We start from the raw sequence: 20,461 nt of genomic DNA on the forward strand, positions 1-20,461 counted from the left end.
CGAAGTGGCCGTGCCTGGCGGACTCATCGCTCGTCGCGGCCCAGCCGCGCTGAAGCGCCCCCGCGCGTGTACGAGCAGTCAACCATGAACAGCCCTTTGTCCAAGCACCGAGTCGTCATCGTGGGCGGCGGCGCCGGCGGGCTGGAACTGGCCACGCGCCTCGGCGATATGCGGGTCTTGCGCGGCGTGGCGAACATCACGCTCGTCGACATGCACCGTACCCATGTGTGGAAGCCCAAGCTGCACGAGATCGCGTCGGGCAGCATGGACATGGGCGCACACGAGGTTGACTACCTCGCGCAGGCGCACTGGCACCGCTTCCGATTTCAGCTCGGTGAGCTCACCGGCATCGACCGCGAAAGGCGCGAGGTGCATGTCGCGGCTTACCTGGACGACGAGGGCCGCCTGGTCACGCCTGCGCGCGCCTTCGGCTACGACACGCTGGTGGTCGCCATCGGCAGCCTCAGCAACGACTTCGGCACACCCGGCGTGCGCGAGCATGCGCTGCGGCTCGAGTCGAAGGCGGATGCGCAGCGCTTTCACCAGCGCATGGTCAACGCCTGCATCCGCGCGCATGCGCAGACCACGCCGCTCAGACCCGAGCAGCTGCACGTGGCGATCATCGGCGCGGGCGCCACCGGCGTGGAGCTGGCCGCCGAGCTGCATCGCACCACGCGCGAGGTCGTGGCCTACGGGCTCGATCGCGTGGACGCCGAGAAGGATATCCAGGTCAGCGTGATCGAGGCCGCCGATCGCGTCCTGCCCGCGCTGCCGCCGCGCATGTCGGCGGCCACCGAGGCGCTGCTGCGCAAGCTGGGCGTGGACGTACACACCTCGGCCAAGGTGGCCGAGGTGCTGCCCGAGGGCGTGCGCCTGGCCGATGGCCGCACGCTGCCGGCCGAGCTGGTGGTGTGGGCCGCGGGCGTGAAGGCGGCGGATTTCATGAAGGACATTGCGGGACTCGAAACCAACCGCAGCAACCAGCTCGCAGTGCTGCCGACCCTGCAGACCACGCGGGACGCCGACATCTTCGCCATCGGCGACTGCGCGGCCTGCGATTGGCCCGAGGCCAACGGCGGCAAGGGCGGTTTGGTGCCGCCGCGCGCGCAGGCAGCGCACCAGCAGGCCTCGCACGTCGCGGCGCAGATCCGCCGGCGCCTGGCGGGCAAGGCGCTCAAGCCCTACCGCTACCGCGACTTCGGCTCGCTGGTCTCGCTCGGCGAGTACAGCACGGTCGGCAACATGATGGGCGGCCTGATCGGCGGCAGTCTGATGATCGAAGGCGCCTTCGCGCGGCTGATGTACATGTCGCTCTACAAGATGCACGAGCTCGCACTGCACGGCGTGGTCAAGGTCTCGCTCGACACGCTCGCCCGGCTCATCACGCGGCGCACCGAACCGCACGTGAAGCTTCATTGAGGCGTTGCGATCATGCTGCGCGCCATGTCCCGGCCAAGGCGGATCGAGCTCGAGCCGCCGCGCCATTGGCTCCGCACGGCCTCGAGATCCTCAAGCGCCTGCGTGCCCGCGGTCGCACTTTCCGGTGCTTGTGCTCACCGAGGCAGATAGCGCGGAGGAGGGCGTCAAGAGCCTGGACAATGGCGCCGACGACTGCATGGCCAAGCCCATCAGCTTGGAGCTCAAGGCACGCGTAGACGCTCGTCGCTTCCGATCTGGCAGCCGACGGCTCAAGCGGTGCTTGCAAAGCTGGGAGGTTCCTGCCGCCGGGCACGATCGCCCCGTGCGATGCGACCAGATCGCCTTCATCGGGGAGGACCATCCTTCGGCTGGGACGGTCGATCAGCCGGATGCCGATTCGTGCTTCCAGCGCGGGGTGTCCCTTCACCGCGCCAATGTTCGCCAAGCGCTAAACCATGTGCGGCGGCTTGGAAGGCATCCGCCGAAGATGTCGGAGTGCTCTATTCATTTCGATCCGGCCACGCTCATCTGGCATTCGCGAATAGCACCACTCAAAAATGCCAAGCCCCCTGCAGATTGACAAAGAAACTGCTCGGGTTTCACTGCGATATGGCATCTCCTGAAAGGGGAGCGACCCTAGACTTATTCCATCTCAACGCAGCGGGTCATCCCATGATATTCAAACCAAAATTCATCAGCTTCGATTGCTATGGAACGCTCATCAACTTCGAGATGGGCCCAACGGCAAAAGTCCTGTTCAAGGACCGCGTGTCGGCCGACCGGATGTCGGCCTTCCTGAACAGTTTCAAGGCCTATCGCCTCGACGAGGTACTGGGCGACTGGAAGCCCTTTTACGACGTAGTGGGGAACTCGATCCAACGTGCCTGCAAGGCGCACGGCATCGAATTCCTGGCATCGGATACGCGCTCTCTATACGACGCGGTGCCGACCTGGCAGCCGCACCCGAACGTGGTCGAGGTGCTGGAGGCGATCGCACCGCACGTGCCGCTGGTGATCCTGTCGAACTCGATGGTCGACCTCATCCCTCACAGCGTCGCACACCTGAAGGCCCCTTTCCACGCGGTCTACACGGCCGAGGAAGCACGCGCGTACAAGCCACGCATGCAAGCCTTCGAATACATGTTCGACCAGCTCGGCTGCGGGCCCGGCCAGATGATGCATGTCTCGTCGAGCTTCCGATATGACCTGATGACGGCGTCCGACCTGGGCTTCATGGCCAAAGCCTTCATCGACCGGGGTCACGAGCCTACGTCGACCGAATACGGCGTGAGCCGCTTGACTGACGTTCGTCAGCTTCCTGCACTGCTCGGACTCTGATGCTCATGCTTGACCCCCACCTGGGACCTCAGGGCGCGACGCCTGAGGTCCACCCAAGCGAGGCCGCTGCGCTGAGCACGGCAGCGCCCGACCTGGCGCCAGCCGAGGTGCAGGCGCTCGTGGCGTGCCTCTATGGGATCGACGGCAGTGTGAAGTCGCTGGCTGGCGAGCGCGACCAGAATTGCGCCGTGGAGTCCGCTGACGGTACGCGCTACGTGTTCAAGATCAGCAACCCCTCCGAGCCGTTGTCGCTGGTGGATTTCCAGATCGCCGCCCTTGAGCACATCGCCCGCACGTCGCCCAGCCAGCCGGTCCCCCGCGTCGTGCGGACGCTGGACGGCCGCCTGCGTGACACCGTGGAGCTCGCCGACGGCACCCGCACCACCGTGCGCATGCTGAGTTACCTGGAAGGCATCCAGATCCGGGAGACACCGCGCACCGCCGCTCAGCGCGCGGCGATGGGCAAGGGGCTCGCCGAACTGGACCTCGCCCTGCAAGGCTTCACTCACCCTGCGGCCACGCACGACCTGTTGTGGAACGTGTCCGCCGCGCACCGTCTGACGGTGCAGCTCGACAGCCTGGTCGAAAAACCACGCCGCGCGCTGGCCCAGTCGTTCATGACACGCTTCACCGACCATGTGCTGCCCCGCCTCGCGTCGTTGAGGGCGCAGGTGATCCACAATGACTACCACCTCTACAACGTGCTGGTCGCGCCGAACGACCAGGCGCGCATCACCGGCATCATCGACTTCGGCGACATGCTGCATGCGCCACTGGTCGGCGAGGTGGCGACGGCTGCCGCCTTCCACATGACCGGCAGCGCCGACCCGTTCGAGGGACCGGCGCAGTTCGTCGGCGCCTACCAAGCCGTCCTGCCGCTGACCGAGCTGGAGCAGGACGTCGTCGCCGACCTCATGGCGACGCGCCACCTCATCACGGCGTTGATCTCGGAGTGGCGCGCCCTACGCTACCCAGAAAACCGCGCCTACATCATGCGCCACAACCCCGCGGCCTGGGAGGCGCTGTCGCAGATGGCAGACCTCTCCCGCCACGACGCGCGCGACCGCTTATTGACCCCAAAACGAAACGGAACCTTCTCATGAAAGCCACCGCTGACTTCAACATGGTCAACGCCTACATCCCAGGCCGTGCCAACGTCGGGCCCGCCACCGAGGCCATGATCGAGCGGCGCAATGCGCTACTCGGCCCGGCCTACCGGCTGATGTACGAACACCCGCTGCACATCGTTCGGGGTGATGGCGTTTGGTTGATCGACCCGCAAGGCCGCCGCTACCTCGACGTCTACAACAACGTCACCTCGCTCGGTCACTGCCACCCTGCGGTGACCGAGGCGATCTGCCGCCAGGTGAACACGCTCGCGACCAACACGCGCTACCTGCACGACACCATCCTCGAACTGGCCGAGCGCCTGCTTGCCAGCGTGCCCGGCACCGACCTGGCCCACCTGATGCTGACTTGCACCGGCAGCGAGGCCAATGACCTGGCCTATCGCATCGCCAAGGTGCGCACCGGCGGTACGGGTGTGATCGTCACCGACACGGCCTACCACGGCATCACCGACGCCGTGTCGCAGTTCTCGCCGTCGCTGGGCGTGAGCGTCGACCTCGGTCCGCACGTTCGCCTGGTGCCGGCGCCGCGCAAGTACCACGCCGAAGGCGCGGACCTCGGCGAGCGCTTCACGCGCGACGTCGAGGCGGCCATCGCCGACCTGCAGCGCCACGGCATCAAGCCAGCAGCCTTGATCGTCGATTCGCTTTTCACCAGCGACGGCATCCTGCCCGAGCCTGCGGGCTTCCTGAAGGGAGCGGTCGAGGCGATCAAGCGCGTTGGCGGCCTGTTCATCGCCGACGAGGTGCAGCCCGGCTTCGGCCGCACCGGCGAGCACATGTGGGGCTTTCAGCGCCACGGCCTCGTTCCCGACATCGTCACCCTGGGCAAGCCGATGGGCAATGGCCAGCCGATCGCGGGCCTCCTCGCGACAGCCGACGCGCTGGCAGAATTCGGCAAGAAGTCCCGCTACTTCAACACCTTCGCCGGCAACACGGTCTCGTGCGCAGCGGCCCTGGCAGTGCTGGAGACCATTGAACGGGACCGACTGGTGCCACATGCAGCCAAGATCGGCAAGGTGCTGCTCGACGGCATCGCCGGGCTCGTCGCGAAGCACGAGGCCATCGGCGACGTACGGGGGGCAGGGCTCTTCGTCGGCGTCGAGCTCGTGTCGGACCGGACGACGCGGGCGCCGGACCGCGGCCTCACCAGCCGGGTGGTCAACCTGATGCGCGACAAAGGCGTGCTGCTCAGCGCCTGCGCCCAGGGACACAACGTGCTCAAGATCCGTCCGCCGCTGGTGCTCTCGGCGGAGCAGGCCGGCATGGTGATCGAGGCCCTCGACGAATCGCTCACCCAGGCGCGGCGCTAGTCGCCGGCGACTTGACAGTACGATCGCCTCATGAGATCAGCAGTTGCGTTCGACCGGTTCGACCTCAAGATCATGGTGCATCTGCAGCGCGAGGGGCGCTGCTCGAACGTCGATCTGGCCGAGTCGATAGGCCTCAGCCCCAGCCCGTGTCTTCTGCGCACCAAGCGGCTGCAGGAGACCGGACTGATCCGGGGCTACAGCGCCGACATCGCGCTGGAAAAGCTGGGGGAGTACGTCATCGTGTTCTCGGAGGTCACCATCAGCAGCCACCGACCGGATGATTTCCGCAAATTCGAGGCAGCTGCCGGGAAGTACGAGGAGATCGTCGAGTGCTACAACGTCAGCGGCGGCTACGACTACCTGCTGAAGATCGTGGCGCCCGGCGTGGGCTATTTTCAGGAGCTGATGGAACAGATGCTGGAAGACGACATCGGCATCGAGCGCTTCGCCAGCCGGATCGTCCTGCGCCAGTCGCTGGATCGGCGCGGGTATCCGCTGGGCATCATCGCGACCCAGAAGCGGTGGGACTGATGATCGTGCGGCTCAGGCCGCGCGACGATGCAAGTCGAGTGAATTCACCGAAGGTTCTGATCGCCTTTGTGTCGACCTCGACCTGCATTAGGGCGAAGAGATGATGATGATGGAACGCGGTTTGTCGCGCCAGCCTCGTCGGAACAAGGTGCGCCGCGTGTTGCCAAGCCGGCCGGACCGGTGCGCTCCAGGCCGTGCCTCGAACCGCGAACGATCGCGCGGATGGCGGAACGGTTGAAGTTGCCGAACAGCCACTCCGGGTAGGGGTGATCGTACTTTTCTTGCAAATCACTGCGCTTCGAGTCGAAAAGTCGTTGTGCGACAAGGAGTTGCACGTTGACTGGTTTTCGCGTTCCGGACTGAAAGTACGATCCCCCCTTCTTGCGACCTGGTGCCTGGCAGGGCCTGACGGTCAATACCCCCCATCGGCCTCGACGTTTCGCCGCATCGGCGGCGGCATCCGCGTCAACGCGGTCAGCCCGGGCCGGATCTCGACGCCGTTCTACGGCAAGCTGGGCCTGGCGGCGGCCGATCTTGACAAGATGGCCGGCGCCATCCTGGGCCACGTCCGCCCGGCCGCTGCGGCGAGCCCTCGGAAATCGCCAAGGCGGTGGTCTTCATCGCCTCGGACGAGTCGAAGTTCACGGTCGGCAGCGAGCTGGTGATCGACGGCGGCATGAGCAACTTCTGAGGCAGCGCGTGACCGCGGGCCGCCGTCGCTAAGGCGCGGCCCGGGCGTCGACCGCCATCCTGACCAGATGAGCGAGGTGAGCCGCGCCCATCTTGGACATGACACGGGCCCGATGCGTCTCCACCGTCCGGAAACTGCCGCCGAGCTCGATGGCGATCAGCTTGCTCGTCAAGCCGGTGACCAGGCAATCGTGGACTTCACGCTCGCGTGGCGTGAGCGTGGCGAGGCGGCGCTCATGATCGGCCGCCGCGGCTGGCGCTGCGGCGGCTGCCTGGCCCAGCATCGAGGCGCGGCGAACGCGCTGGACCAGATCGGCGCGTTCGACCGGCTTTTCGAGAAAATCAACCGCGCCATTGCGCATGGCCTCCACGGCCAGCGGAATCTCGGAAGCCCCCGTGAGGAACATCACCGGCAAGCCGACGCGACGCTCGCGCAGTTCCGCCTGCAATGCGATGCCGGACATGCCCGGCATCTTCACGTCCAGCAGCAAGACGCCCGGCGGCGTCAGGTCTCCATGGGAAAGCAGGTCCTCGGCCGAAGAAAAGACTTCAGTCCTGAAACCGGCCCCCACCAGCATCCGCTTCAGCGCGGCGCGCATGAACTCGTCGTCGTCGACCACCAGGACCCGCAGGCGGGCGGCTGAATCCGGCGGCTCGGCGCGCAGTGCGAGAAACTGATCAATGTCGCGCACTTCGGTCTCGAGCCGCACCAGCAGCGACAGCAAGGTGGCGTCGTTGTCGTTTCGGGCACTGCTTTCGGTCGCGACGCAGAGGTCGGCGAGGCGGATCGCCCCGATCGCCAGGGCGCCCGACCTGAGCTTGTGGACCGCGTCCAGGACCACCTGGCGCAAGCCGGTCCGGACGCCATGGGCCAGTTCCGTGCCCACCCGCGCGGCGCTTTCCCGAAAGGCCTGCAACACTTCGGCGGTCGCCGCCGGGTCGTCGCCGATCAATGAGGCCAGGACGCTCAGGTTGACCGGCGGTTCGCCTCCGGATGAAGGTCCCTGCGTTTCCCCAGGCGCCGTCTTTGTCCCGGGTGGGTCCTCCACATACCTCAGCAGGGTCGCCTTCAAGGTCTCGAACGGCAGGGGCTTGATCAGGCACTCGTCGATGCCGACGTCCAGACAATGCCGTGCGTCACCCGAGCGCGCATCGGCCGTCAGCGCAATGATCGGCATGCGCCGCATGCCCTTTTCCTCGGCGCGAATCGTGGCCACCAACTCGTAGCCATCCATGACCGGCATGTGAAGGTCGGTCAGCAGCAGCGAATAGTCGTTGCGCCGCAGCAGCTCGAGCGCCTCGCGGCCGTTTCGCCCGACATCGGTTGAAAAGCCCATCAGCGACAGTTGCTTGCGCAAGACGAGCTCGTTGGTTTCGTTGTCCTCCGCCACCAGCACCCGTGGCCTGATGGACGGGCCGCTCGAAGCCGAAGCCGCGGCGCCCACGAATCTTGCCGAAGGCGGCGCCGCGTCCGCGAGCGCCGGATAGCTGCCCGGATCGACGCCATCGATCGCCCGCGTGCGAAATGGCAGCGTCACCGTGAAAGTCGAACCGAGCCCGGGCTGGCTGCGCGCTTCGATCCGGCCTCCCATCATTTCCACCAGGGCATGCGAAATGCTCAACCCCAGTCCGGTGCCGCCGAAGCGCCGCGTCGTGCTGCTGTCCGCCTGGCTGAAGGGCGTGAACAGCCGTGACAGCATGTGCTCGTCCATGCCGATGCCGTTGTCGGTGACCTGGAACTCCGTCATCGAGACGGCGTTGGCCCTTTCGACCAGCGAGACGCCCAGCGCCACCCGGCCGGCAGGCCCCGGCTGGCTGCTGAACTTGATCGCGTTGCCGACGACGTTGATCAGAACCTGGCGCAGGCGCGCGGCATCGCCGTACACCTTCGAAGGCACAGCGGCATCCATGGACACGGTCAAGGCCACGCCACCCTTCGATGCGGCGGGTGCCAGCGTGGCGCGCACGCCTTCGATCACGGCGGCGATGGCCATGGGCTCCAGGTCGACGCTGAAACGCCCGGCCTCGATCTTGGAGAAGTCGAGGACGTCGTCGACGAGCGCGAGCAACGACGTTGCCGAATCGCGAGCAATATGGACGGTTTCGCGCTGATCGGGCTGGAGGCTGCCCTGCGCCAGCACGTCGATCATGCCGATCACGCCGTTCATCGGCGTGCGGATCTCATGACTCATCGCGGCCAGGAAGGCGGACTTGGCCCGATTTGCCTGCTCGGCGGCGTCCAGCGCCAGACTGAGCTCGGCCGTGCGCACCTGCACCCGCGTCTCGAGCGCCGTGTTGATCTCGCGCAGCTCGCTCTGGTCACGCTTGCGATCGCTGATGTCGCGCTGGATCGCGACGAAGTGGCCGGGATGGGCCCCTTCGGCACCGACCGGCACGATGTCCAGCTCGACCCAGTATTCGCCTCCCGACTTGGTGTAGTTCAGCAGTTCGGCATGCACGGGCTCGCTGCGCGCCAAGGCTGCACGTATGCGGTCGAGTTCGGCGCGCTCCGTCATCGGACCCTGCAGGAAGCGCGGCGATCGTCCCAGGACTTCTTCGCGCCCGTAGCCCGTGATGCGCTCGAAGGCATCGTTGACGAACACGATCCGCGGTCCCGGCCCGTCGACCAGGTTGTCGGTGATCAGCACGACATCGTTGAGTTGGGCGACGCTCGCCTCCAGGAGCTCGAGTTGCTGGCGCGCCCCGCGCTCGGCGGTCACGTCCCGGAGGTACACCGAAAGGCCTTCTTCGAAGGCATAGATGTTGACCCGCAGCCACGCATTCAGCGGCATGAAGAAGGTCTCGAACGTGGCCGCCATTCGCTGCGACATGGCGCTTCGATAAGAGGCTTCGAATTCTCTCCCCAGAGATCCCGGGATGCATTTCCAGAAGACCTGGCCTGTCAGTTCGCCGCCCGGGCGCTGGAGCATCTGCTCGGCCCTCGGGTTGACGTAGCTGAGGCGCCAGTTCGCATCGAGCGCCAGGAAACCGTCGGAGAGAGTTTCAAGCGTGGTGGTGAGACGCTCCGAAAGGCGCCGGGCACTTTCTTCCGTGCGCTTGCGCTCGGAGAGATCCTGGAATGCGCCTTGCACCCGCCGGATGCTTCCGTTCTCGTCCCTGATTGCCTCGGCAATCACGCGAACCCACACCCGCCGGCCCGTGGCGGCGATGATTTCGAACTCCATGTCGCAAGCCACCCCCTGCCGGGCGCAAGCGATGAAGGCGTTCGATGCGGCAACGATCGACTCGGGGGCATAGAAGGCCATGGCCTCGACAATGCTCGGGGACGTCCCGGGAGGTACGCCGTGAATCGCGCAGACCTCGTCCGACCAGAGGGCCCTGTCCTCGTCCAGGTCGGCCATCCAGGCGCCGATGCGGCCCATCTTGCCAGCCAGCTTCAGCATCAGCCGGCTCTCCTGAAGTCTCTGTTCGGCATGCGCCCGCTCGGTCACGTCCTGGCACGTCCCGAGCACGCGGATCGGCTTGCCCTTGGCGTCGAAGTACACCTGCCAGCGTTCCTCGACGGTTTTCATGGCGCCGTTCGGCAACAGCACCCGGTGGGTGATGCCCTGGGCCTTCGGCTCCTGCAGCGACGCTGTAAAGATGGCCTCGATCCTGGCCCGGTCATCGGGGTGCACGCGTTGCAGAAAGCCGGCATGCGTAGGCGCGAAGCCCAGCGGATCGGTGTCGAAGATCCGGTGCGTCTCGTCGGACCATTCGACCGTCCCGGTCGCAAGATCGGTGATCCAGCTGCCGATCTTTTCGACGGTCTGCGCGGCCATCAGGCGCATTCGGCCGAGTTCCAGTTTCTCGTTCAAGCGGCGCTGGCGGGTCACGTCGCGGATGTAGACGGAGAGCCCCCTGCGCGACGGATGGATCCGGACTTCGAACCAGCGACTGCGCAAAGACAGTCGCTCGACGACCTGCACCGTGGTCTCGAGTTCCATCGATTGGCGCAATGCCGGCTCGAACGGCGTACCCGCGAGCTCCGGCAAAGCGTTCCACACCGTTCGGCCGAGCAGGTCGGTGCGGGCGTGCCCGAGCAGGCGTCGGGCCCGCTCGTTCAGGTAGGTGATGCGCCACTCGCGATCGATGGTGCAGAAGCCGTCGGGCAGGCGTTCGAGGGTAGTCCCCAGCCGATCGGCGATTTCTCGCGTCTCCTCCTGCGCCCTCTTGTGATCCGAGATGTTCCGGTGGATGCCGATCAAGCCGATGACCGCGCCATCGGCATCGCGCAGCGGAACCTTGATGGTGCGTTGCCAGTGGGGCACGCCGGCGAGATCGACGTGCCGCCGATCGCGATCGAGCACGGGCTTTCCACCCAGCACACGCTGGTTCTCGGCCTGCGCGGCTTCCGCCCCTGCAGCGGGCATGAGGTCATGAACCGACTTGCCCTCCAGGTCGCGCTCCCGGTCCGCGCCGAGCTGACGCAGCGCTTCGCGGTTGCACATCACCAGGCGTTCTTCCGTGTCCAGGGCATAGATCATGTCGGGCGAGGCGTCGACCAGCGTCCTCAGCATGCGATGCGCCGCGTCCTGGCTCGCGCTTCGTGGTTCGTCGACGACATCGACGTCGACATGCGTCACGACCGCGCCGCCTGCCGGGCCCTGCAGCGGCGTCACGCTCATTCGGCACGGCTGGCGCCCGAGCGGCGAGTCCCAGGTGTAGTCCCACGAGAATTTCTGCGTCGTCCCCTTCAGGACCGAGCGCATTCCCCGGACCGCGTCCGCCGCCGCCTCCGGCGCGCCGCTGACCATGGTCGCGTACTGCTCGGGGTAGTCGGAGCCCACCCCGCTGTAGAAGGGCGCAGCCCCACTTGACGCGGCAAGAAGCGCCCACTCGGAGTCCACGCAGAGGACCATCCCCTGCGCGTCGAGCAGCGCCACGCGCGGCGTCGCGTTGTTCGGGGCTGCCCGATTCGATGCCCACGGAGTCATTCCAGCAACCCTTCTCCAGTGCGGGAACTCCGCGAGCGCCTGCGGAGGCGAAGGCGTCGCCCATTGTCCGCTCAATCGGTATGTGTGAACTATTCCCGCGACCTACGTGCGCGTACGGATAGGTCGGACGGGACCACGGCCCTACGCTTCCCTTTCGGACGACGGCGGCTGGCAGGCCGCGCGCTTCCACCCCCCCCATTCTTCGCAAATAGACTATTCATGAGCCATTTCCCTACACGATTCAAATTGATTCCGCGGATCTTTCCGGTGCTTTTGGCCTGCGCGCTTGCCGCTTGCGGCGGCGGTGGCGGTGGCGGCGGGATGAACCCCATCCTGGGTGGCGTAGGGGTCGGGCAGACCTCGGGCGCAGGAGCGGGGGCCGCTGGAGCCGCGGGTCTCGGCGCCGCCGGCGGACAACCGGGCACACCGGTCGCACCGACCATTTCGTCGGTGACTCCGGCGCTGGGAGCCTCCGGCCTGTGCCCGGTCACGACCGTCAGTGCCGGGTTCGACACGGCCATGGACGCAGCGACCATCAACGCCTCCACCTTCCAGGTCGTGGGCAACGGCGCGCCGATCTCGGGCACCGTCACCTATGACCCGATCACGCGGGTCGCACGCTTCGTCGCGACGGCGGCGGCGGGCTTTGCGCCCAGCAGTGCCTTCGTGGTGACGATCAAATCGGGCAGCGCGGGCGTCAAGGGCAAGGACGGCATGGCCCTGGCGGCCGATCGCGTCTGGGACTTCTCCACCGGATCCAAAGCTTGCATCGCCGCGGTCGATCTGCGCAGTGCCGGCCTGTTCGGCGGATTCGGCGGCGGCGCCGGCGTGACGAACCAGGGCGTCAACACCGTGGTCAACGGCAACCTCGGCACCACCGCGGCATGCACCTTGATCACCGGCTTCCACGACGCTTCGAACATCTACACCGAGACGCCCTTGAATCGCGGGGCGGTGACCAACGGCGCCGTCTTCTGCGCGCCGCCCGCACCCGGGACCGCCGCCGGCATGACGATCGCCACGCAGGCGGCAGCCGATGCCCAGCGGGCCTACGACGACCTGGCGGCCTTGCCGGCAGGAAACGATCCGGGCGCCGGCCAACTCGGTGGACGCGTGCTGCCGCCCGCGGTCTACACCTCGGCGGGCGGAACCTTCGCCATCACGACCGGCGACCTCACGCTGGATGCGCAAGGGAATCCGGACGCGGTGTGGGTGTTCCAAGTACCTTCGTCGCTGACCATCGGGCTGGGCGCCACGCCCCGCACCGTGCTGCTGACCAACGGCGCGCAGGCCAAGAACGTGTTCTGGCAAGTCGCGAGCGCCGCTCGCATCGAAGACGGCAGCAGCATGGTGGGCACCATCATCGCCGGCGCCGGCGTGACGATCTCCACCGCGGGCCAGACCGCGCAGACCGTCCTGACCGGACGCGCCCTGGGCCTTGCCGCCTCGGTGACCATGGTCAACACCACGGTGGTGGCCCCGTGAACGCCGGCAACAGCCTCGTTCGTCCGCCCGCTCTGCCTGCCCTCCCGAAAGCCAAGATGAAACCTCGACACCTGCTGCGCATGCTCGGCCTGACCGGCCTGGGCTGCGTGGTTGCCGGCTCCGCCCTGGCCCAGGGCCGCGAGGCCCCCTACTTCTACGGCGGCGTCTCGCTGGGCGGCTCGCAGGCCCGCATCGACGACGAGAGCATCGTCGCGCGCCTGCGCATCGCGGGCCTTGCCACCACCGGCATGTCGCGCGACGAGAGTTCGCTCGCCTACAAGCTCTTCGGTGGCTATCAGTTCACTCCGAACTGGGCCGTCGAAGCCGGGTACTTCAACCTCGGCAAGTTCGGGTTCGCAGCCACCACGACGCCGACTGGAATCTTGACCGGCGAGGCGAAGTTCCAGGGGGTCAATCTCGACCTCGTGGGCACGCTTCCCCTGGACGAGCGCTGGTCGGTGCTCGGGCGGGTAGGGGTGCAGTACGGCCGCACGCGCGATACCTTTTCGCGCAGTGGCGCGGTCGCCGTGACCGCCCTGAACCCCAGCAGCAGCGACGCCAACTACAAGTTCGGCGTCGGCATCCAGTATGCGGTGAGCCCCGGCTTCCTCATCCGCGGCGAGCTCGAACGCTACCGGGTCAACGACGCCGTGGGAAACCGCGGCGACATCAACGCGGCCACGGTGAGCCTGGTGTTTCCATTCGGCGCCTCTGCAGCGGCGCCGGTGCGCAGCGCGCCGACCTACGTCGAGCCGGTGGCGGCGGTTGCGCCAGCGACCGTCCAGGCTGAGACGGTGGCGGCGGCTCCGATACGTCGGGTGAGCTTCTCTGCGGACTCGCTGTTCGGCTTCGATCGGGCCGAGGTCACGGCGCCCGGCAAGGTCGCGCTCGACCGGTTCGGCGCCGACCTCGCTCCGATCCAGTTCGAGGTGATCACGGTGGAAGGGCATACCGACCGTCTCGGCTCCGTCAGCCACAACCAGCGGCTTTCGGTGCAACGGGCCGAGGCCGTCAAGGCCTATCTCGCGCAGTCCGGCCGGATCGATCCGCGAAAAATCGTGGCCACGGGCAAGGCCAGCACGGCGCCGGTCACGAAGGCCGGCGAGTGCAAGGGCAGCCAGCCGAGCCCCGCGCTGATTGCCTGCCTGCAACCCGATCGCCGGGTCGAGGTCGGGGTGGTAGGGGTGCGCTGAGCGGCGCACATCACGAATCCCGGCTGGCCCGGCTTCCACTGGCGGCGTTGACGCCGCGAGCGGCCTGGCGCCATTGGACCTGCTCGTCGTGGTGACATCGCGCCACGGAAAGGTTTGTCAGCAGTTGCGCCAACGCAGCCGCCAGCCTTGCGAGTTCACGGTTTTTTCAATGTAGTGGTTGGCGCCGGCCTCGATGCGCTCATCCCGTGCATGCGCGGCAGGCGTCGCCGAATAGTCGACCAGGGGAACGCCAGGAAACCGCTGCCGGACTTGGCGCACACCGGAGCATCCGGATGCATCGGGCAGATGCAGATCCAGAACGACATCGGGGACAGCCGCTGGCGGCCAGTCCTTTGGCGAGTTCGCGCAGGCATGCGAACTCGACGATTTCCTCGCTTCGCCGAAGCTCGCCGAGGGCCATCGTCACCGCGTCGCGCATCAACGGATGATCGTCGACGACGAAGATCACGCCATCGCCCTCGCCTCGATAGCGGCGCTTCACATCGGGTCGTTTGCCGATGTGTCCCTGCGCTCCGTCTCGATTTGCGTTGTTGACGAACATGGCGAGGTGTGCCACGAAGCCAAGACGGCGGCGCAGCCAGCTGCGATTGCCAAGCGCTTGAGCAGCTTCAGCGCCGATGTGAAGGCTGTCCGCCTGGAGGCTGGCACGCTGACCCAGTACCTCACCTACGGCTTGCAGGCGGCAGGCTTCGAGGTGATCTGCATGGAAGCCAGGCAGGTCAAGAACACCCTGGCTGCCATGCGCAACAAGACCGACCGCAACGATGCCCGAGGCATCGCGGGGGGCAGTTTGTCGTGTCGCCTGACAGCAGGGCAAAGGAGGGCATGGCTGGCTCCGAAACGCAGGGCCGTCTATGTACTGGCTTCGATCCCTCGCAGGGCGACGCGCGTCTGGCACCTGCGCCATCAAACGTAAGTCCGCATGGCTGCTGGGCGTGCGAGAAAGCGCACCAATTTACTGAGATGGACCCGACGCCACCATTGAGACGAAACTGCGCATCTCAACAACCCTCTGGCTCGGAGGTTCGCCATGGAGATCGAGATTCTCGGCATCGACTTGGCCAAGCGCGTGTTCCAGCTTCATGGCGCCGATCGCCATGGGCATGCACAGCATCGTTCGAAGGTAACCCGCGCCGCGCTATTGCAAGCCGTACACGAGTTGCGGCCGCGGGTGATCGCGATGGAGGCATGCAGCTCGGCTCACCACTGGGCGCGGCGCTTCCAGGGACTGGGCATCGAGGTGCGGTTGATCAGCCCGCACTACGTGACTCCTTTCTTCAAGACGAACAAGAACGACCGTAACGACGCGGAGGCGATTGTCGAGGCCGCCTGCCGCCCGGCAATGCGGTTCGTGACCGTGAAATCTGTGGACCAGCAGGACATGATGGCCGCCCACCGTGTGCGCCAACTCCTTGTCGACCAGCGCACGGCGCTCATCAACCAGGTCAGAGGCTTGTTCGGCGAGCGCGGCATTGTGATCGCCCAATCGCCTGAGGCCCTGAAGCGCGCCATGCCCGAGATCCTCAAACAGTGCGAAGGCGAGCTCACCAGCTTCTGCCAGACGCTGCTGATGGAATTGCTGCAGCAAGTACACGTGCTCGAAGAGCGCATTGCGCCTGCCGAGGCGTGGATCAAGTCGTTCATGAAGAGCTCGGCCCTGTGCAAGAAGATCACGGCCATCGACGGCGTCGGTCCGATCACCGCCACGGCGATCGTCGCCGCTGTCGGGGACGCCAAGGAGTTCAAAAACGGCCGGCATCTGGCGGCCTGGCTCGGCCTGGTGCCGCGTCAGTACTCGTCCCGCGGCAAATCGCGTCTCAAGGGTATCAGCAAGCGGGGCGATTCGTACCTTCGAACCCTGCTGATTCACGGCGCACGCTCGGTCCTGCGCTACGCCGTCGGCAAGGTCGATGCGCGCAGCCGCTGGCTGCAGGAGCTGGTCGCGCGCCGCGGCTACAACCGCGCGGCGGTGGCGCTGGCCAACAAGAATGCGCGCGTCATCCAGGTCCTGCTCAGCAGCGAAGACGTGTATCGACCCACGGGCGCCGCGCTCTGAAATCCCGTGGCATCTACAACAGTACCTTGAGGGGGAAAGAAGATACCCAGCACTGGTTTGCGAAGCTTCTCGAACATGATGACGAGATCGGTTGGACCAACACCCCGAAACCTGTTTTTGGTGCCGGCTGCACGCTCAGGCTCAAGCCGCCGATTTGCTAAGGACAGGGTGTGCGGATCTCATCAAGGCTGCGGGCGTGTCTCGACGGGCCCACTGGCAAGCCGTAAACATGCGTGCAGACCGTTTCTCATCGCCAACGAGAACTTGCAAAAGGCGTCGGGTCCATACATGCACGAAAAGTACGACAACCCCGGATCGTCGGCGAGGTCGACATAGAGCGATTGACACCGAGGTGCTACCGGCCCTGGCCGACGCGCAGGGCGGCAAGCCTGTTGGCGCCGAGTTGGAACCTAGCGAGGCTGAGGTCAACGACACGCTTGCGCCGCAGCATTGAGGCCGTCCGCCCCAGGAGACCACCGATGAAGTGCAGCATCGTCTTCCTCGCCACCAAGCTCGGGGCGCGGCGAGGTCCCTGGCGATGCCGTCGGTGGCGCAGTTGGGGCAAGTGCCGTTGTGCACGCGGACTGCCCATCTGGCCCGGTCGAAACTGCGCGCAACTGGTCATGGTCGCCGGGCGCTTGATTGCCGAGAATTGAAGGTCTGAACCGAGGCGGCGAATCGCGCGGCATTTGGCCGCCACGCGCCCGCAGGCAGTCACACGTCTGATGAAAACAACCGAAATGCTCGAGCTCGAACGGGCACTCCACTCGATCGAACTGATCCTGGCCGCCCGCTACGGCGACCATGAATTTGCGCCCTGGTCCGGCCCCACCGATCTAGGCGAACTATCTCCGCCAGCGCAGGAGGTCGTCATCCGCAGGGTAGAGGAAGCCAACAAGGCATCGCAGGAGCGCGCAGCCATTCATTTCTGCCTGACGTCCGCCGCCAGGCTGCTGACGGTGACACAGCTCCTCATGACCGAACCCGTCTACCGGTCGCCCGAGCATCACGCCCGGCGGCGACGCGAGCTGGTGAACGAAATTCGCGCCGGGGCGCGGTCCGCCTACCGGGCCGCGCTGATTCTGCTGGGTCAGGATCCAGCTTCGGACCTGTCCGTCGATGGGGCAATACAACAAGCTGCCCGCAGGAACCCGTGAGCCGAGCGGGCAATTGCTCTTAATGCCGAATCCGCGCGCCAGGCACGGCCTTGTCCACCCATGGCTCATCCGTCGCCCAGACGCGGCTTTTGGGTCGGTGGCCGGTATTGACGCGCCGCTCCCGGAGTGTCGACCTGCCCGGCGCCGTGGGGCCCGCTGCGCGCCCGGGCAACGCCTATGCCTGGCCTGCAATACGTTGATGAAACTGACCCTTGTCGGAGCGCCCGATCGGGTTCACATTGACCTATGCTCGTACCAGTGACGCTTCGGCCCGAATTGACCTTCTACGGCTTGGTGGCCCTGCACGCCAAGGAGGCCCTGCGCGATTGCCAGTGCGAAGGTCGGCCGTACTCACCCATCGCACAATGAACACCGCCGGACTGCAGCATATCGAGGCCAACGTTCGCACGCTGCGCCAGGAGCAGGATGCCGCAGGTGCGGCCAAGCAATATGACAAGGCCAAGGACCTGGGCGACCGCATCAAGGGCGACGAGAAGACGCTCGCCGACACCACTGCGGCCTGGAAGAAGCGGCGTGGCACCAGCTCTTCCGAAGTGAGCGTGGAGGATGTGGCGCAGATCGTCTCGGCGCTGGCCGGCGTGCCGGTGTCCGAGCTGACCACCGAGGACCGCGAGAAGCTGCTCCAACTCGAAGACCGGCTGCGGGAACGCGTGGTCGGCCAGGAGGAGGCGGTCCACGCGGTCAGCGACGCCGTGCGCCTGGCGCGCGCCGGGCTGGGCGAAGCAGGCAAGCCGACCGCGACCTTTCTTTTCCTCGGCCCCACCGGCGTCGGCAAGACCGAGCTGGCCAAGGCCTTGGCGACGACGGTCTTCGGCAGCGAGGAGTCGCTGCACGACCGGCTTGCGACCGCGGAGGCATCCACGATCACATGCAAGACTTCCGACAGTGCTCTGCCCCGGGCTTCGCTGGTCGACCACCCGGTCAAACGTTCAGCGACAGCATTGAGGAGACCGACGTTGCCCTCCGCATCGGTCGTCACAATTCCGTCCGCCACCGACTGCAGCGTGACGCGAAGCAGCTCGTGCTGCTCGGACAGGCGGTCCACCAACCTCAAGGTCTCCCGAATCGCGTAACGGCCCTGCATCGCGTGGGCCACGATGCGCGAAAGGCATCGAAGCGTTTCGCGCTGCTTCTCGCTCAGTTGACGGGGCTTCCTGTCCATGACGCATAGCGTCCCGACGCATATTCCATCGTTCAAAAGGACGGGCGCGCCGGCATAGAAGCGGATGTCGGGCGGACCCGTCACCAGGGGATTGTCGGCAAACCGACTGTCCTGCATGGCATCGGGAACTTCGAACAGGTCGCCACCGAGGACGGCGTGAGCGCAGAACGCAAGCTCGCGCGGCGTTTCGGCGATGCCCGGAAGTCCGACATTGGCCTTGAACCATTGCCGGTCATGGTCGATCAGGCTGATCAGCGAGATTGGCGCGCCACAGATTTCCGCCGCCGTTCGCACGATGGCATCGAACTCGGGCTCCGGCTCGCTATCAAGTATTTTTAGCGCGTGGAGCGCGGCTAGAGCTGCGTCCTCATCCTTGCGCTTCGGCGCGGCTTTCATCTGACGAGATCCCGCCAAGACTCCCCCTGCACACTTTCAGACAAGAGGCGGCCAACATCAAACATGACCATGGAGGACGGGTTCGATTCAGTCATCTTCATCCTCGTTGAGCGCGAGTTCCACTGCATGACCTGCGTCATCCTTCTATGCGTGCGACCCCGAAATGCTCTCAGGGCCGGCGATTGGGCTGTAGACAGACGGTGCCTCGCGCCGCCCCGTCGACTCTCGACCACGGCCATCGTGCCGTGATCGGAAGATAAGCTGTCCGCCCGCCGCAGCCCATACGTGCGCATACGTACGTTGCGTGCCGACATCATGACGCCAGCCCGATCGTCCAGTGGCGCTATCCCCTGGCCCATCAGCTCGACAAACCGGCCGCGGACAATCGCTTTCTTCGTCATGAACGCCGCGCTGTCCTTGTTGCTCGTCGCCAGCAGCACCGAAAGCCATCGGAACTGCGGCGAATAGCCGAACATGGCCACCGCGTGGCGGAGCGACTGGACCTGCACGCCGATTCCAACGCCCGGCGAATTGATGTGGAGCAACAGGCGGTAGGTCAGCGCGGCGTCATGCTTGAGAGTGGCTTCTATGGTGCGTAAGTCTTCATCACGTCGGATCGTCTGCATCAGACGGACGATCAGCATGGATTCCGGCTGCAAAGTGGCCCCCGCTTGCGTCGGGAGGGCGATTGCTTGGCCGCCCGGCACGAAAACATCCAGGCGACGCGCGGCGCAAGCGGCAAAGTCCTGCCAGGTCGCCATGCGTGGCAATGGGCTGAATAACCGGAGTCCCCAGTGGCGGCTCGCGCCGCGCAGCATGAAGCCATATCCCTGTGCGCGAAGACGCAGCAGCGTCGACCGGATGTCCGCGTTCATCAGGTCGTCGAGATCCATGCACAGGACGACATTCTTCGGCGGCAAGGCCTGCAGCTCCTTCAGGTTAGTCCGTCGACTGTCATGTCGAAGAAGAGGGCCAGCCTGCCAAGGCGCCAGCCGGTCTCGGGAGGATTGGGGTTCGTCGCGGCGCAGGAAAGGAGCGCCCTCAGGCTCTCGAACGCGGTTGGCTCGGCGCCAGGCGATGCCATGTGCCATGCGAGCCTGTAGCCCTTGACCGCTTCTGCGCATCCAGCAGCAGGGCATAGGTCACGAAGCCCCTGCCTCGGGGTGCATCGCCTCGTTGGCTACCGGCGCGCGCGCCTCGATCGGGCACACCGGGGCGTCGCTCGGGCGCCGAAAGAAATCAAATCGCATGGTGTTTGGAGTGATGAACCAGTTCGATCTGCCCCATTCCGGCTGTTCGCATCTGGCCAGGCCGATTGTTGGCAGTCCGGCCTGCGGCGACCAGAGTCAGATCGTGCTGATTCGATCGGGCCAGTCCATCGGCCCGCCCCTGGCTCGGAACTGGACCGATGCAATGCGTTCAAACTGACCCTGTGCAGCCCGTGCCCAACGGACAACACTTCCTTCGCTAGTGCAGTGCGCCACGTAAATATGTACTTATCTTGTGCTCCGTGCCAGCGCCGCCTTGGCGCGCGTGACCTTGGCCAAGATGTCGGTCGCGCTCTTGGTCCAGATGAAGGGTTTGGGGTTGGCGTTGTGGTGGGCCACGTACAGAT

General features: G+C 65.9%; 14 protein-coding genes and 4 pseudogenes. 14 read left to right on the forward strand and 4 right to left on the reverse strand.

Going from position 1 to position 20,461, the window contains the following annotated elements:
* Positions 1–84: 84 nt before the first annotated feature.
* The 7 genes and pseudogenes from AC1DF3_RS26550 to AC1DF3_RS26580 all read left to right on the forward strand — a co-directional run.
* Positions 85–1,419 (forward strand): NAD(P)/FAD-dependent oxidoreductase, encoded by a 1,335-nt coding sequence (locus AC1DF3_RS26550; protein WP_478141400.1) that lies wholly within the window; start codon positions 85–87, stop codon positions 1,417–1,419.
* A gap of 74 nt (positions 1,420–1,493) precedes the next feature.
* Positions 1,494–1,660, forward strand: a pseudogene (locus tag AC1DF3_RS26555) (response regulator transcription factor); the annotation flags it as partial.
* Positions 1,661–2,091: 431 nt separating this feature from the next.
* Entirely contained in the window at positions 2,092–2,757 is a 666-nt protein-coding gene (locus AC1DF3_RS26560; RefSeq protein WP_478141413.1) for a haloacid dehalogenase type II, read from the forward strand.
* A 5-nt stretch (positions 2,758–2,762) separates the two neighbouring features.
* Complete coding sequence (locus AC1DF3_RS26565; protein WP_478141401.1) at positions 2,763–3,860, forward strand: phosphotransferase; 1,098 nt, start codon at positions 2,763–2,765, stop codon at positions 3,858–3,860.
* Positions 3,857–5,197, forward strand: coding sequence for an aspartate aminotransferase family protein (locus tag AC1DF3_RS26570; RefSeq protein ID WP_478141402.1), 1,341 nt, complete (start codon positions 3,857–3,859; stop codon positions 5,195–5,197). The genes AC1DF3_RS26565 and AC1DF3_RS26570 overlap by 4 nt, the downstream gene beginning before the upstream one ends.
* Positions 5,198–5,227: 30 nt before the next feature.
* On the forward strand, positions 5,228–5,728 hold the full coding sequence (locus AC1DF3_RS26575; RefSeq protein ID WP_478141403.1) for an Lrp/AsnC family transcriptional regulator: 501 nt from the start codon (positions 5,228–5,230) through the stop codon (positions 5,726–5,728).
* 580 nt (positions 5,729–6,308) lie between these two features.
* Positions 6,309–6,419, forward strand: a pseudogene (locus tag AC1DF3_RS26580) (SDR family oxidoreductase); the annotation flags it as partial.
* 28 nt (positions 6,420–6,447) lie between these two features.
* Here AC1DF3_RS26580 and AC1DF3_RS26585 read toward each other — a convergent pair.
* The gene (locus AC1DF3_RS26585) at positions 6,448–11,304 is read right to left on the reverse strand and encodes a PAS domain S-box protein (protein WP_478141404.1); all 4,857 of its coding nucleotides are present in this window, start codon (positions 11,302–11,304) and stop codon (positions 6,448–6,450) included.
* 372 nt (positions 11,305–11,676) lie between these two features.
* Here AC1DF3_RS26585 and AC1DF3_RS26590 point away from each other — a divergent pair, with 372 nt between their 5' ends.
* Together AC1DF3_RS26590 and AC1DF3_RS26595 are read left to right on the forward strand one after the other, a co-directional pair.
* Complete coding sequence (locus AC1DF3_RS26590; RefSeq protein WP_478141405.1) at positions 11,677–12,840, forward strand: ice-binding family protein; 1,164 nt, start codon at positions 11,677–11,679, stop codon at positions 12,838–12,840.
* A 56-nt stretch (positions 12,841–12,896) separates the two neighbouring features.
* Complete coding sequence (locus AC1DF3_RS26595) at positions 12,897–14,033, forward strand: OmpA family protein (RefSeq protein WP_478141406.1); 1,137 nt, start codon at positions 12,897–12,899, stop codon at positions 14,031–14,033.
* Positions 14,034–14,150: 117 nt separating this feature from the next.
* Here the strand turns inward: AC1DF3_RS26595 and AC1DF3_RS26600 are convergent, their stop codons facing one another.
* Positions 14,151–14,351 carry a response regulator gene (locus AC1DF3_RS26600; protein ID WP_366919368.1) on the reverse strand — a complete coding sequence of 67 codons (201 nt, stop codon included), beginning with the start codon at positions 14,349–14,351 and terminating at the stop codon, positions 14,151–14,153.
* Between the two features lie 127 nt (positions 14,352–14,478).
* On the opposite strand from AC1DF3_RS26600, the gene AC1DF3_RS26605 reads away from it, so the two are divergent.
* The 4 genes and pseudogenes from AC1DF3_RS26605 to AC1DF3_RS26620 form a co-directional block, all read left to right on the forward strand.
* Entirely contained in the window at positions 14,479–14,970 is a 492-nt protein-coding gene (locus AC1DF3_RS26605; RefSeq protein ID WP_301816275.1) for an IS110 family transposase, read from the forward strand.
* A gap of 114 nt (positions 14,971–15,084) precedes the next feature.
* Positions 15,085–16,110: an IS110 family RNA-guided transposase gene (locus tag AC1DF3_RS26610; protein WP_478141407.1), complete on the forward strand. Its 1,026-nt coding sequence runs from the start codon at positions 15,085–15,087 to the stop codon at positions 16,108–16,110.
* 725 nt (positions 16,111–16,835) lie between these two features.
* Positions 16,836–17,267, forward strand: coding sequence for a hypothetical protein (locus AC1DF3_RS26615; RefSeq protein WP_478141408.1), 432 nt, complete (start codon positions 16,836–16,838; stop codon positions 17,265–17,267).
* Positions 17,268–17,632: 365 nt separating this feature from the next.
* A pseudogene (locus AC1DF3_RS26620) lies at positions 17,633–18,151 on the forward strand (Clp protease ClpC); the annotation flags it as partial.
* A 62-nt stretch (positions 18,152–18,213) separates the two neighbouring features.
* On the opposite strand, the pseudogene AC1DF3_RS26625 reads toward AC1DF3_RS26620, so the two are convergent.
* Positions 18,214–18,846: pseudogene (locus AC1DF3_RS26625) on the reverse strand (GAF domain-containing protein); the annotation flags it as partial.
* On the reverse strand, positions 18,843–19,739 hold the full coding sequence (locus tag AC1DF3_RS26630; protein WP_478141409.1) for an HDOD domain-containing protein: 897 nt from the start codon (positions 19,737–19,739) through the stop codon (positions 18,843–18,845). The pseudogene AC1DF3_RS26625 and the gene AC1DF3_RS26630, both read right to left, overlap by 4 nt.
* 370 nt (positions 19,740–20,109) lie before the next feature.
* Between AC1DF3_RS26630 and AC1DF3_RS26635 the strand changes: the two genes are divergently transcribed.
* Complete coding sequence (locus AC1DF3_RS26635) at positions 20,110–20,274, forward strand: hypothetical protein (protein WP_478141410.1); 165 nt, start codon at positions 20,110–20,112, stop codon at positions 20,272–20,274.
* Positions 20,275–20,461: the final 187 nt, after the last annotated feature.

The sequence above is a fragment of the Variovorax sp. 10N432 genome (assembly GCF_056394465.1).

Coding starts and splice junctions, on each gene's coding strand:
- AC1DF3_RS26550 (WP_478141400.1), top strand. CDS start 85: ATGAACAGCCCTTTGTCCAAGCACCGAGTCGTCATCGTGGGCGGCGGC.
- AC1DF3_RS26560 (WP_478141413.1), top strand. CDS start 2,092: ATGATATTCAAACCAAAATTCATCAGCTTCGATTGCTATGGAACGCTC.
- AC1DF3_RS26565 (WP_478141401.1), top strand. CDS start 2,763: ATGCTTGACCCCCACCTGGGACCTCAGGGCGCGACGCCTGAGGTCCAC.
- AC1DF3_RS26570 (WP_478141402.1), top strand. CDS start 3,857: ATGAAAGCCACCGCTGACTTCAACATGGTCAACGCCTACATCCCAGGC.
- AC1DF3_RS26575 (WP_478141403.1), top strand. CDS start 5,228: ATGAGATCAGCAGTTGCGTTCGACCGGTTCGACCTCAAGATCATGGTG.
- AC1DF3_RS26590 (WP_478141405.1), top strand. CDS start 11,677: ATGAACCCCATCCTGGGTGGCGTAGGGGTCGGGCAGACCTCGGGCGCA.
- AC1DF3_RS26595 (WP_478141406.1), top strand. CDS start 12,897: ATGAAACCTCGACACCTGCTGCGCATGCTCGGCCTGACCGGCCTGGGC.
- AC1DF3_RS26605 (WP_301816275.1), top strand. CDS start 14,479: ATGATCGTCGACGACGAAGATCACGCCATCGCCCTCGCCTCGATAGCG.
- AC1DF3_RS26610 (WP_478141407.1), top strand. CDS start 15,085: ATGGAGATCGAGATTCTCGGCATCGACTTGGCCAAGCGCGTGTTCCAG.
- AC1DF3_RS26615 (WP_478141408.1), top strand. CDS start 16,836: ATGAAAACAACCGAAATGCTCGAGCTCGAACGGGCACTCCACTCGATC.
- AC1DF3_RS26630 (WP_478141409.1), bottom strand. CDS start 19,739: ATGGATCTCGACGACCTGATGAACGCGGACATCCGGTCGACGCTGCTG.
- AC1DF3_RS26635 (WP_478141410.1), top strand. CDS start 20,110: ATGAACCAGTTCGATCTGCCCCATTCCGGCTGTTCGCATCTGGCCAGG.